Origin of the sequence: Providencia sp. PROV268 (genome assembly GCF_028477805.1) — a bacterium.
GTDB lineage: Bacteria > Pseudomonadota > Gammaproteobacteria > Enterobacterales > Enterobacteriaceae > Providencia > Providencia stuartii.
The window spans coordinates 46,527-59,892 of the sequence record NZ_JAMPLW010000019.1 but is presented as its reverse complement, the minus strand read 5'-3'; the positions used below and the strand labels follow the sequence as shown (position 1 = coordinate 59,892).

General features: G+C 38.7%; 13 protein-coding genes and 1 other RNA gene. 7 read left to right on the top strand and 7 right to left on the bottom strand.

Annotated features, from left to right (window positions below; translation table 11 throughout):
• Positions 1 to 80: 80 nt before the first annotated feature.
• Together recN and bamE are read left to right on the top strand one after the other, a co-directional pair.
• The gene (gene recN, locus PR699_RS14555; protein ID WP_014656343.1) at positions 81 to 1,742 is read left to right on the top strand and encodes a DNA repair protein RecN; all 1,662 of its coding nucleotides are present in this window, start codon (positions 81 to 83) and stop codon (positions 1,740 to 1,742) included.
• 112 nt (positions 1,743 to 1,854) lie between these two features.
• Positions 1,855 to 2,334 carry an outer membrane protein assembly factor BamE gene (gene bamE, locus PR699_RS14550; protein ID WP_004921543.1) on the top strand — a complete coding sequence of 160 codons (480 nt, stop codon included), beginning with the start codon at positions 1,855 to 1,857 and terminating at the stop codon, positions 2,332 to 2,334.
• Positions 2,335 to 2,973: 639 nt separating this feature from the next.
• On the opposite strand, the gene PR699_RS14545 is transcribed toward bamE, so the two are convergent.
• Both PR699_RS14545 and PR699_RS14540 read right to left on the bottom strand, forming a co-directional pair.
• Positions 2,974 to 3,267 carry an RnfH family protein gene (locus PR699_RS14545; protein ID WP_004921549.1) on the bottom strand — a complete coding sequence of 98 codons (294 nt, stop codon included), beginning with the start codon at positions 3,265 to 3,267 and terminating at the stop codon, positions 2,974 to 2,976.
• Complete coding sequence (locus tag PR699_RS14540; protein ID WP_014656346.1) at positions 3,260 to 3,694, bottom strand: type II toxin-antitoxin system RatA family toxin; 435 nt, start codon at positions 3,692 to 3,694, stop codon at positions 3,260 to 3,262. Before PR699_RS14540 ends, PR699_RS14545 begins: the two co-directional genes overlap by 8 nt.
• A gap of 154 nt (positions 3,695 to 3,848) precedes the next feature.
• On the opposite strand from PR699_RS14540, the gene smpB reads away from it, so the two are divergent.
• The 5 genes from smpB (at position 3,849) to PR699_RS14515 (ending at position 9,059) form a co-directional block, all read left to right on the top strand.
• Positions 3,849 to 4,331 (top strand): SsrA-binding protein SmpB, encoded by a 483-nt coding sequence (smpB, locus tag PR699_RS14535; protein ID WP_004921558.1) that lies wholly within the window; start codon positions 3,849 to 3,851, stop codon positions 4,329 to 4,331.
• 48 nt (positions 4,332 to 4,379) lie between these two features.
• Positions 4,380 to 4,743: a transfer-messenger RNA gene (gene ssrA / locus PR699_RS14530) on the top strand.
• A gap of 483 nt (positions 4,744 to 5,226) precedes the next feature.
• On the top strand, positions 5,227 to 6,492 hold the full coding sequence (locus PR699_RS14525; RefSeq protein ID WP_014656347.1) for an integrase domain-containing protein: 1,266 nt from the start codon (positions 5,227 to 5,229) through the stop codon (positions 6,490 to 6,492).
• A gap of 1 nt (position 6,493) precedes the next feature.
• On the top strand, positions 6,494 to 7,237 hold the full coding sequence (locus PR699_RS14520; protein ID WP_154598772.1) for a hypothetical protein: 744 nt from the start codon (positions 6,494 to 6,496) through the stop codon (positions 7,235 to 7,237).
• 154 nt (positions 7,238 to 7,391) lie between these two features.
• On the top strand, positions 7,392 to 9,059 hold the full coding sequence (locus PR699_RS14515) for a caspase family protein (protein ID WP_154598773.1): 1,668 nt from the start codon (positions 7,392 to 7,394) through the stop codon (positions 9,057 to 9,059).
• 124 nt (positions 9,060 to 9,183) lie between these two features.
• Here the strand turns inward: PR699_RS14515 and PR699_RS14510 are convergent, their stop codons facing one another.
• The 5 genes from PR699_RS14510 to PR699_RS14490 form a co-directional block, all read right to left on the bottom strand.
• Complete coding sequence (locus tag PR699_RS14510; protein WP_014656351.1) at positions 9,184 to 12,054, bottom strand: DUF927 domain-containing protein; 2,871 nt, start codon at positions 12,052 to 12,054, stop codon at positions 9,184 to 9,186.
• A gap of 3 nt (positions 12,055 to 12,057) precedes the next feature.
• Positions 12,058 to 12,255, bottom strand: a complete 198-nt coding sequence (locus tag PR699_RS14505; RefSeq protein ID WP_014656352.1) for a hypothetical protein — start codon at positions 12,253 to 12,255, stop codon at positions 12,058 to 12,060.
• 4 nt (positions 12,256 to 12,259) lie between these two features.
• Positions 12,260 to 12,463 carry an AlpA family transcriptional regulator gene (locus PR699_RS14500; RefSeq protein WP_014656353.1) on the bottom strand — a complete coding sequence of 68 codons (204 nt, stop codon included), beginning with the start codon at positions 12,461 to 12,463 and terminating at the stop codon, positions 12,260 to 12,262.
• Positions 12,464 to 12,626: 163 nt separating this feature from the next.
• A complete protein-coding gene (locus PR699_RS14495) occupies positions 12,627 to 12,818 on the bottom strand; it encodes a hypothetical protein (protein WP_014656354.1) in 192 nt (63 codons plus the stop codon).
• Positions 12,811 to 13,125, bottom strand: coding sequence for a host cell division inhibitor Icd-like protein (locus PR699_RS14490; protein WP_014656355.1), 315 nt, complete (start codon positions 13,123 to 13,125; stop codon positions 12,811 to 12,813). The genes PR699_RS14495 and PR699_RS14490 overlap by 8 nt, the downstream gene beginning before the upstream one ends.
• Positions 13,126 to 13,366: the final 241 nt, after the last annotated feature.

Genomic DNA, 13,366 nt, shown 5'->3' with positions numbered 1-13,366 from the left:
TTCATCTGCCTCTTTACTGTATAAAAAAACAGGATACACTGTATACAAACACAGGTGTGTATTTTCACAGGAGAGCGCAGATGCTTACCCAACTTACCATTAATAATTTTGCTATCGTTCGTGATCTGGAAATCGATTTTCGTAGCGGTATGACCACAATTACAGGTGAAACTGGTGCAGGTAAATCTATCGCTATTGATGCACTTGGTCTCTGCTTAGGTAGCCGCGGCGATGCCAATATGGTACGTCCCGGCGCACAACGCGCTGACTTATGTGCACGCTTCTCCTTAGTGGATGCAGATATGGCTGCCAAGTGGCTCATTGAACATGAACTTGATAATCAAAGTGAATGTCTTTTACGGCGTACCATTACGTTAGATGGCCGTTCACGTGGTTTTATTAATGGTACAGCGGTGCCACTTTCACAGCTTCGTGAACTGGGCGCTCTGCTTATCCAAATCCATGGGCAACACGCACATCAGCTTTTACTCGATAATAACCATCAGAAATCACTGCTGGATGCCTATGCCAATCAACAAGAGCGTCTCTTACAAATGAAACACGCATGGCAAAAGTGGCATGATTCATGCCAACAGCTCGCCATGTTTCAAAAACAGATGCAAGAGCGTGAGTCGCGTCAACAGTTGCTTGATTATCATTTAAAAGAATTAGCTGAATTTTCACCTGTTCAAGGTGAATTTGAAAGTATTGAGCAGGAATATAAGCAACTCGCTAATTACGGGCAGTTTTTAACGCTTGGGCAAAATGCCATGCAAATTATGTCCGAGAGTGATGATACTAATATTTTGAGTTTACTCAACAGCGCCAAGCATGAATTAGCCGAGCTAGCATCCCTTGATACTAAATTTTCTAGTCTACTCGATATGCTAGAAGAAGCATCTATTCAAGTCAGCGAGGCAAGCGATGAGTTAAGGCATTATTGTGATCAGTATGAATTGGATCCTAATCGCTTGTATGAACTTGAACAGCGTATATCAAAACAAATTAGCCTTGCTCGTAAACATCATATTATGCCAGAGGCATTACCTGAGCTTTATCAGCAGTTATTAGACGAACAAGAAAAAATAGCCAACCAAAATGAAGATTGTGAAATGCTAAGTGAGCAAGTTCACCAAGATCATCAACATGCGATGGCTTGTGCTCAAGATCTGCACCAAGTTCGTTTAGAGTATGCTCAAGAACTGAGTCAACTGATCACTAATAGTATGCATCAACTTTCTATGCCTCATGGTCGGTTTACTATTGATGTTAAGTTTACCCCTGAGCATCTACAGCCAGATGGGGCAAGCAAGGTGGAGTTCAATGTCACAACAAACCCAGGGCAACCACATCAAGCACTTGCTAAAGTGGCTTCTGGAGGTGAATTATCACGTATCGCATTGGCTATTCAGGTGATCACAGCGAAAAAAATGGATACACCAGCACTGATTTTTGATGAAGTCGATGTCGGTATTAGCGGCCCAACGGCTGCTATTGTTGGGCGATTACTCCGTGAATTAGGTGAATCAACCCAAGTCATGTGTGTAACACATCTACCCCAAGTTGCAGGCTGTGGGCACCATCATTTTTATGTCAGTAAAGAAACGAACGGCATAGAAACCGAGACACATATGCAATTACTTGATAAAAAATCACGTTTACAAGAACTTGCACGTTTATTAGCAGGCAGTGAAGTGACCAAAAACACATTGGCAAATGCAAAAGAGTTACTTGCCGCATAAATTTTGACAACTTTTTTGCACTCCTATGGTCTTAGAGTCAATACGGAAGGTTTTAAAATGTATCAATGTCGATTATCATTGATGTTCTGACTCCAAAAGGAATGAGATATCCATGCGTTATAAACTGTTAACTGCTGCTGCACTATCACTCGCATTAATGTCATCAGGCTGTTCAATGATGGAGCGTCTGGTCTATCACCCTGACATTAACCAAGGTAATTACCTGACAGCGAAAGATGTTGCTAAGATACAAAAAGGAATGACTCAGCAACAGGTCGCGTATACTTTGGGCACACCAATGTTAACCGACCCGTTTGGTACTCAAACTTGGTATTATGTTTTCCGCCAAGAGCTTGGTCATGATCCCGTTAAGCAACAAACTTTGACTCTTAGCTTTGACCGTAATGGTATCCTGACTGATATCAAAAATGAGAAGGATCTTTCAGAGCAGGAATCTATGGAAGCAAAAGAAATTGAAAATGCACAGCCAGTATCTGCTGAGCCTGCTTCTAGCAACACTGAAGCTAGTGAACCTGTTTCAGAGCAGCCACAAACCGCAGCTCCCGCGACTAAAAAGATGCTAAGCAAATAAGCTTGTTAACTGATATTCGTTATCCACTTATTTGTTAATTAGCCTTACAATAGCTACCTGTCATCAATATAAAACAGGTAGTTATTGCTGCTTTAGGCTATCTAAAGAATTCTCAAACCTAGCACTAAATTGCGCTGCGATGAATACAATTAGCCACTTAGCCATTCAAAGTACGCACTATCAAAACCAAAAACTCTCAATTTGTTCAATAAAAGCTATTTTTACTGCTGCACTCTATTTGACTGGCATCATGAGTATCGCGTATTACATTAATACCGTTTAATCCATCAAGGCACTCATCAACAGGTAATAAAAATTCTCAACTTAATGCAATAGTAAGAGTCTCCCCCCTATCCTCTATTACACTAACGCCATTGTCTCTAGTGCTAAGCTCTATTTCATTGGCGTTATTTCGCCAGTGTTCTTCTCATTACCAACAGCGCTTTTCATAGAATGCTGTCAATATACTGCGCTTTTGTACTGGCATAATATATGCACCCAGACATGATAATAGCAAAATTCTTTCATTTGGTTGAAAAGATACTGATTAAGCCGTAATACTACCTGCACGATTAAACCATCCAAAAACAGGCAATAAAAAACCGAGCAAGTACTCGGTTTAATCACAAAAAAAGAGAGTTATTTTTTACTATCTTTAGATTTTTCAGCCCGTTTACGGCGTAACTCTTTAGGATCAGCAATAAGAGGCCGATAAATTTCCACTCGGTCACCCTCATTCAACTTATCACTCAGTTTTGCAGGGCGACTATAAATACCCACCTTATTTTTTTTAAGGTCAATATCCGCCCGTAATGCAAGGATACCAGATGCCATTATTGCATCTTCAACTGTAGCACCTTCCATAACCTTAACTGGTAATAGATATTGCTTCTCCGGCAAAGCATAAGTGACTTCAACATTTAGCTCAGACACTATAGATATCCTTCGCTCTCAACGTAAAAGCTTGTACCATGTTATTCGCAAGTTCTTTAAAGATTTTGCCAAATGCAAGTTCAATCAGCTTATTAGTAAACTCAAAATCAAGATGGAATTCTATCTTACAAGCATCTGGGCTTAGAGGTATAAAGCGCCATCCTCCCGTCAGTTTACTAAAAGGCCCTTCAACCAATTGCATATGGATACCCTTGTTATCCTCTAACACATTTTTGGTTACAAAGGTCTTACTGATACCTGCTTTTGAAACCTCAACAGAAGCGGTCATTTCGTCATCACTATGACTAATCACCCGACTACCTACACATCCAGGCAAGAAGCTTGGATATGCAATGACATCATTAACAAGTTTATACATTTGTTCCGCGCTAAATGGGACTAACGCAGAGCGACTAATCTGTGGCATATCAATTCCTATCCCCAAAAACTGCCCATATAATACCACTATTGATTGGTTAAACAAAAAACAAAACGGATTAAGCACAATAATTGCACAATCGGCACATTTTTAAACACGGAAAGATTTATTTCACTTCAGCTTACAGTATAATGAACAAACTATGACAAAGAAAAAAGCTTATAAACCTGGTTCGGCAACTATTGCCCTAAACAAACGTGCTCGCCACGAGTATTCTATCGAAGATGAATTCGAGGCTGGCTTGTCCCTACAAGGTTGGGAAGTAAAATCGCTCCGTGCTGGTAAAGCGAACATTGGTGATAGCTATGTCCTGCTTAGGGATGGTGAAGCCTATTTATTTGGTGCGAATATCACACCTTTAAATGTTGCATCCTCTCACGTAGTTTGTGACCCAACACGCAGCAGAAAGTTGTTACTGAACCAACGAGAATTAGACACCCTTTATGGTCGCGTAAACCGTGAAGGTTATACTGTCGTTGCTCTTTCTTTATATTGGAAAAATGCTTGGTGCAAAGTCAAAATTGGCGTTGCAAAAGGTAAAAAAGCACACGACAAACGTTCTGATATTAAAGAACGCGAATGGAAACTAGATAAAGCACGTATAATGAAACATTCTAATCGCTAAGTTCTAGCTTTTTAGAGTATTTTTCTGTTATACTGCACTTAACAACTTGGGGCTGATTCTGGATTCGACGGGATTTGCGAAACCCAAGGTGCATGCCGAGGGGCGGTTGGCCTCGATAAAAGCCGCAAAAAAATAGTCGCAAACGACGAAAACTACGCACTAGCAGCTTAATAACCTGCATAGAGCCCTCTCTCCCTAGCCTCCGCTCTTAGGACGGGGATCAAGAGAGGTCAAACCCAAAAGAGATCGCGTGGATGCCTTGCCTGGGGTTGAAGCGTTAAATTTAATCAGGATAGTTTGTTGGTGGCGTGTCTGTCCGCAGCTGGCAAATGAATTTAAAGACTAGACTAAGCATGTAGTACCGAGGATGTAGAAATTTCGGACGCGGGTTCAACTCCCGCCAGCTCCACCAAATTAGTATTCGAATGCATTCGAAAATATTCGAAAACACCTTAAAAAGCCTTAATTCATAACGAGTTAAGGCTTTTTTATTATACGTTTATATTCGTTACCTATCGTTTTAACTCGAAAGCTTTGGTAGTATGTTTAGTAGTAAAGGATAGACACTACTATTTTTCTTACTACCAAAGTCCTGTCCTTATAAAATCTCTTTATATAGTTATGTTTTTCGCTGAAAAATGCGTCCCGCTGTCCCAAAGCAGGTTATCGCATTGATATATAAATAAAAAACATAGGACAACGCCCCGTCCTCGGCTATTGTCCCAACATTTATTAACCAGCCACGAAAACAAGCTAACCACATGATTTAAAATAGAAATACACACTGGGACACTAAAATTAAAATAGGACATACTGTTAAGTAATAGAGCAAATGTCCCGTAGTAGTAAGCGATTTAACCGTTAAAAACGTTACTACCAAGATAGAGAATCGAATATGCCTAAAAAAATAAAGCCCCTATCCCCTACGGCTGTAGCCAACGCAAAAGCTAAACCTAATCAGGCAGGGGAACTTAAGGACACAATATTTCGAGACGGGGACGGATTAGAACTCCTCGCTAAAGTTTCGGGTTCTCGTCGTTGGTACTTTCGTTACTACAAGCCGCTTACACAAAAACGCACAATGATAGCAATTGGTGAATACCCTGCTATTGGATTAGCTGACGCCCGTAAAATCAAAGATGAGTACAAATCATTACTGGCACAAAATATTGATCCTCTTGATTGGGGTAAACAGCAACAAGCTATAGCGCAAGAGGAAAATAGTCATACTCTTGAAAAAGTTGCTACTCGCTGGATAGCCATTAAAAGAACGACTGTTACTCCCGACTACGCAAATGATGTATGGCGTTCACTCGAAAAAGATATTTTTCCAAAATTAGGTAAGATGCCAGTCTCTTTACTCAAAGCCCCTATGCTGGTGGAAATATTAAAGCCTATTCAAGCAAGAGGAAATTTAGAGACAATAAAGCGCCTTACTCAACGCACAGTGGAAATAATGGACTTTGCTATGAATGCGGGGATTATTGATGCCAATCCGTTTACTACCGTTAGTAAGGCGTTTCCTAAGCCCAAGAAAAAGCATAACCCGACCCTAAAACCCGATGAGCTTCCTCGACTAATGCGTGCGCTATCTGTTGCACAAATTGAATTATCAACACGCTTAGTTATTGAATGGCAATTACTAACAGTTACTCGACCAGGAGAAGCCGTACAAGCCCGTTGGTCTGAAATTGACTTTGATAACAAGCTTTGGAATGTGCCAGCTGAAACAATGAAGATGGGCCATGCACATACAATCCCATTAAACCAACCTGCTCTCGATATCTTAGAAGTCATGAAACCTATTTCAGGCCACAGAGAATTTGTCTTTCCTCATCGTTCTGAACCTTCAAAATCGATGAATAGCCAAACAGCTAACATGGCCTTAAAACGTATGGGATTTGAAGGCTTACTAACAGCTCATGGAATGCGCGCTATCGCCAGTACTGCGATGAACGAACAAGAGTTCATGCCTGATGCTATTGAAGCCGTGCTAGCCCATAGAGAGAAGAATTCGGTACGTGCAGCCTATAACCGCTCAACTTATCTTGAACAACGAAAGGTTATTATGGATTGGTGGGGACAATTTGTTAAAGGTGCTGCAACTGGTGATATGACAGCTGCAGAATGTATTAAGGGTTTACGGGTTGTTGGTGAATAACATGAGCAAAGATCTGTTCACTCTAGAAAATATCAACAAGGTTAAGGTGCTATTTTCGCCCTATAACGAGGATAGCTTAGATTTATCTGTCTACTCCTCGGCCCATTGGTGTATCCACCAGCTTTCTACGTTATCAGAAGATGATATTAGCCAAGCATTATATTACTTAAGCGTATGGGACTTAGTTTATGAGCCATTCGTCACAGTTACCGAGTTAACCAAAATTGATAGTGATGTATGGCAATATTGCATAGCTTCACCATTATCAGAGGGTAATAAAATAATACCTATAGTTGGTGCTTGTGCAGTACTTGGCAGCAATGGAAACGCAGGAGTTCTATTAGAACAAGCTTTACTTGCGGCTGGTAATTTTGCCTTTGCCATCTTAGCTAAACAACAATTTGACGCTGAAACAATCAACGATTTTGATAACCTTGACTTAAAATCTAAAAAAAGAAAAGCCGCCAAAGCTAAAAGTGATATTTACTATGGCCCAATCAAGGCACAAATGATCGAATGGGCAAAACAGGTAATAAATACAAATACAGGAAAAATAACTAAAGCAGAGCTAACAGCTAAAGTAGATGCTAAATACCGAGAATGGATAGCTACTAACCCTGTCGGGTCAGAAAGTTATACTAGATTACACCCATTTAACAAAAATAATGAGATTGATAAGGTTATAGCTGAAAAAACTATTTATAGTTATGTTGCTCCATTACTTACTACTAAAAAATCCAGGTAAATAAATAGTTATTTTTCCATGTCTAAAATTGAAAACATTTCAATTTTAGACATAGAAAACATATGAATAAATCAACTTTAGTGAATAAAATAAAACTAATATTACAAACAGTTCTATTAACTGAATTATTAAGATACAATGAAAAAGGAACCATATGAGAAAAGCACTAATTATCGGCAACTGTAATTACAGAACACCTTTAAATAACCCTATAAATGATGCTAATTTGATGAACGAGATACTGAGCTATAAAGGATTCATAGTCAGTATTTTTCATGATGTCAATAATATTGATTTTCATAAGCACATAGATTCATTTTGTGATAGCTTAAATGATGGTGATAATGTTATTTTTTATTTTGCGGGACACGCGGTGGAAGATCGTGATGTTAATTACCTTCTTTCCATAGACTTTAATTCAATAAATGTTTGTAATGATTCCGTATCACTAGACATGATCCAAAACAAACTTTGCAATAACAATCCATCAGGACTAAAATTAATTATAGTTGATGCATGCAGAAATAACCCTTCTCTAATGGAAACTCTTTCACCAAAGAGAATAAATGTAAATAATAATGTATTAATAGCTTATTCAACCTCATCAGGGAGCACAGCGAAAGACGGAAAAAATGGAAACAGCATATATACCAAATCACTTACCGAAAACATAAAAAACTATAATTTATCTATAAACGATATATTTTCAAAAACTAGAGAAACAGTAATAAAACAAACTAATTATTCACAGATCCCATGGGAATACAGCTCATTATTAGAAAGTAAAAACTTCATTTTTGATAATATACCCTATCCAAACAAATTAATTAGAATAATTAAAAATCACCTTTCTAAAACTTATGGGATGAAAAGATTTAATAATCAATTTATAGTTGTAGGGGATTCAAACAAGCTGAATTTATTTAAGACGTCTTACTCTTGTGTAAAGACCATTACCCTACAAAAAAACGATGAATTAGGCACCATAGAGTCTGTTGACTTTAATAATCATTTTATTATTTATGCAACTGACACTGGTTGTATTATTATCTATGATTTATTAAGAAAATCCTTACAAAAAATAAAATTAAATCACTCTATTTTCACAACGTTAATTAACAAGAATAACCTAGCCTTTTTTGCTGGTGAAAACCAATCAATATGCATATTTAACATTAAGAAAAAAAGAATAAAAAGAATGAAATTAAAAAAAGAAGTTCTTAGTGATTTTCACTCCGATAGAAAAATATTAAACTCATTATCTAAAAACATTACAATAATGGCTCTATCATCCCCATCATACAACCCTGACATCATTGCTTTTGGAGGAAGCAGTGGTATTTTTTGTATTAAGAATATTAAAAAAGGGAATTATTTATTAAAAACATATAAAAGCAACCCATTTTTATATACTTATTCAATATGCTTTTCTAATGACAAAAAACACATTGCAACTGGACATGAAGGTGGTAAATGTATTTTATGGGATGCAGAGAAACTGAAAATATCAAATATATTTCAAGTAAATAAAAAAATTGAAAAAACTCAATTTTTTGAGTTTACTGATGAGATACACTCTAATCATATATGCTGTATTAGATTTTCCCCAGATTCAAAATTACTTGCTATAGCAACCTCTGAAAGCTCTATAATATTCTATGATACAACCTATTACAAACTTATTCATAAGGTAAATTTAAACATTGAACCATTCCCAATATATGCTATGGAATTTGACGAAAAAGGTGAATATCTTGCTGTAGCAATGAATGATAAAAACTATATTTTTTCTTGCTCAACTTCCCAGAAAGACAACACATGAAAATTTTTCATTATAATTATGTACATAAAATATGAATTTATTCTACTTCACCAAAATTATATTATTTATTTGGGTAGTGTTCTTTCTTGAACACTACCCAAATATCCTTACATCAACGCATCTATCATAATTCTAACTTCGTTTCATCAATACGATAGTAACGCTTCCGCTTACCGTCGATAGGGTTGTAAGCTCTTGGGTTATACTCAAATTTAAACTGCCCATTTAGCTCTTGGGCTTCTTTAACACCAATTAGCGCACCAACTTTATGCAGCTCGGCTAATGTCATTTCCATGTTACAGTTGGCTAATACCCTATCTCGCATAGCATCAGCCGTTACCCAATACACCCCACCAGCATCTATAACTTCATCAGTGATATCCGTTGATTCATCAATAAAATCACCAATTGAAGCTTCTGGAGTTTGATTGCGAACATAATAACCGTCAAAGGTAGATAACGACGAATTGACGCCTATCTGCTTAAAGCGAGATTCGCGGTGTGTACTCAAATAGGCGCAAAGTTGCCTAATACCATTAACACTTTCTAAGTCCCCTACCGTTCCTCGTTCTTCAACATAGCTATTAAAGCACTCCCCTACCCCATTAATAGCTTCACCATTGCCCCAACCAGTTACACCCAACTCAGTCGCATACTCACCCGCAGCCGCGCATAGCGCAAAACGTTCTAATACTCGGTCAAGCTGAGAGCTTGCATTATCGGGACGATACATAGTCTTAAATTGGGTAATATATGCCTCAAGCTTTGGTAGTAACTCTGAGCGTTCAATATGTGTCAGCTTTTCGAGCCAGTGAATGCCGGCAGAACCATAGTATTGAGTTGATAATGTGTTAAGACTATCAGCAAATGCTTTAGCAGAAGACATCGAGTGGATATCATCAAACACACCCAACTCATCACTAACAATCGCAGGTATATCAACAAATCGAGCTTGCTGACCTGCAGCTATAGCTTCACCTGCTGCTTTGAGATAGTTTTCAAAAGCATCTTCACTAGAAGCTAGAACAAGCGTTCGCCATTGTAGAGTATCACGTAAAGTAACATCTTTAGTTCCTCGGACTTTACCTTGCCCAAGTGCCAACATATAAGCAATTTGCCCCACCATTTTAGGGTTAGCCGCTTTCAGCTCATCCAATATTAATGGAAGGTCATTATGTGCGGTGGCCAGAACTTCAATTCCAACTAGTGAAGTATTACAGCTATGTGCATAGCCACCTGTTGTAGCACCACTACCCCAAACAGAAGCCGCTGTATGTTGAGCTGTACTCTTACCTTTGGAAGATGGGCCTTTTAAGCTAAATACTCCACCATCTACACCTAGGACGTCTAACAATGGTGCAGATAGTGCCACACAGACCGCAAAAACTAATCGAGTGTTATTAACGCACTTAGCCGCAATATATTCTTGCCACTCTTCTAATGTACCTAATTGTGATAATTGGCTACTTTCGGTTTTCTTTCTACCCGATAAACGATACATGATCTTATCGTCAGTAGGGCCAATTGTTCTATCGGGTAAAACAAATGCATGAGCATTAAACCAACCTGTCGTATCTGCCAATGTAATGCGTTCTTTTGCTGTTGTAATATTGAAGTAATCAAGTAATGCTCTACTTTGTGAAATGTTAATCCACAAGCCTAAGTTAGCGAGTCGCTGGAGGATATCCGTACCTTGTTTATGTAATTGTTCATCGGGAACAATAAATTGCTTCTGTATAGAATCCCTATCATTAAACGTAATTAACTTACCCCAGTTATCGCTATACGCATCACGCGTTAAGCCTCGAATTGAAAATAAAGCGGAAACTTGCTTAGTAACAATGATTTTATTCTTACCTGTCCCTTCCTCTTTATTGAGCATTAACCCTTCATCAGTCATGTATAACCCGACTTTTTTAAGCTCAAGATAAGGTCTTAATTTTTGTGGGTTTACCCAACCTAAGCGATCTGCTTTTGCAAAAACAGCTTTATAGCTGGTTAAATCTGCTCTAGATGTAGCCCAAGTCTCCTCGAATGCTTGCTCATCAAATGTAGAACCGCCAGCGATAGACCATGATAAAGCCAGTTGATAGGCTTCATCTTCATAAGGCGTATTTTTTAGACTACCGAGTGCCGCTAACACTTTTTGCCAGTCAGTGCGCCCACCTTTTGATATTTCAACCATTGGCGGAAAAAACAAAGCATCTTGTAAATCGGCTAAGGTATGTTCATCAACATCAAGCCAATTATCAAAATCGGTAAAATCATCAGTGTTCAGCTCATATGTTTTAGGTGCTTTTAGCTCTTGCGTATCCGCACACTCTAAACATTCTGCAACGTTGACTAGCTCACCATCGAATATATAGGTAATTGCATCAGTAATTGGTACGCCTTTCCTAATTTCTTTATTCAACGGATTCTTTATCGGTAAATAGCACTGTTGTTCTGCACGATATACCGATTCATCCCACCCAATGGTTGGACTCCATGAAGAGTCACCAAGCTGTTCAGCTAGTGAACTCAAAGCTTGGTTAATTTCTACTTCAATAGCTTTACTGACTAGTTTCCCTTGATTGCGGTCAACCTCACTATTCAACAGCAGCACAAAGCGGCATCGAGGAGCTTCTACGGTGTAGTTGAATGTGGTGTATAAAAGTCCTTTATACCTTTTTTGCAAATAACTGATCAGTGCTTGGTAGGTTTTAGGACTATCAAAGCTGTCACAATCAAAGCTAATGAATCGACGTTTAGAGGCAAGTAAAGATAAGCGCCAAGGTTTAGTACCTTGAAACTTTTCAGGATACTTTTCTTTTGGATCTTGCCCTCGAGGATGTTCACCTATTGCCATTGGAGCACAAAAATACTGCTGATATTTTGCTTTAGCGGTATCGGACAGAATTTTATTGATAAAATCGTCCTCATCCTCTGCACACCGCTGTTCGGGCGTAATGTCGAACTTATCCCGACCTCGGGAATAGTAGATTTTATCTGCCATATATTAACTACCTAATTTCTTATTACGTTTTTTTTCATTAGCCTTTATACGACGACGTACAGCCCGATTAACAAAACTCGAGTCCATGACAACCATGTCGCCATAACGTTTTTCTATGCCTATATCTGATGAAAATGTTTCTGCTTTAGCTGCGCTACAACGCTGTAAAACTGCAATATGTGAGTTAGAGTATTTAGACATAATGTTAGTTATCCTCGCGAGAACTAAGCTGGGCGGCTAAATAAGCATCGACTTCACTAGCCGCCCACCCTACACGCCTTAGCCCTAACTTGACGGACTTTGGAAATGTAGGCGTTCTTTTTAAAAACTCATGAAAGCCACTATCAGACTTATAATGCAGTAAAGCTTTTACTTCCTTTTTCGTTAGCATTGATTCACCCGTTGTCATTGTATTCACCTTTATTCGGTATTATTCGGTTTACGCTGAAAAGGTACGCTGGCTAATTACCGCTTATAAGACTTGTGCATGTGCAGAGGGGAATAGACACGAATAAGGCAAAGTTGCAAAAAATTACCTACTCCGCGAAATATTCCCCCTCTAACACCAATTACTAATCATCAATTGGCTTTTCGTTTTGCATATTGATAGCCATAAGCGCGGCTGTTTCTTGCGCCCATGCGATTAGATCATTAGAGAGATCTTTAGCTTGAGGGTCTAACGCCAAGAACTGAGCCGCTTCTAATGCTGCAGCAATTGGGCGAATAACATCCGCTGGAGTAGCAAAAACAGGTTGATTAGGCATGTCCCACCTCCTGACGAATACGCGCAGAAAATACACAAGGTGAGTCGGGAAGTAATGAACGCGCTTCTTGTTCGCTGGTGGCTTCAACAATGAAATATTTAAATTGTTGGCAGGAGAAAAAGCGCCATATAAATTTAGGATGAGTTTGGGCAGGGGTAGCCATGATAAAGATGATCTCCAGTAACTTAGTTAGGGAGTCACCACGAGAGGTCTCAATCTCTAAAGGGGTGGTGACGTTGACAGGGTTGAGACTACTGGAGTTACTGGATTCCAGCCAGCCCGAAGGCTGCCCCGCCAACGCCACCATAGATTCGGAACGGTATAATACCGTATTTAATAGGTATGCGTAGGCATAGACACAAAAAAGACGCTGGCGCGTCGTGTGTCGCCAGTAACTATTTCAGGGTCTCAATCCTGATACTAGATTTTGCTAGTACAAAATCACTATATCGAATTGATACCGATAGAAGCAAGTATTTTTTAATACCACTAGACACTCGAAACATTTTAAGGGTAAAATCCCGATTAACGAAATATAATTACATAAA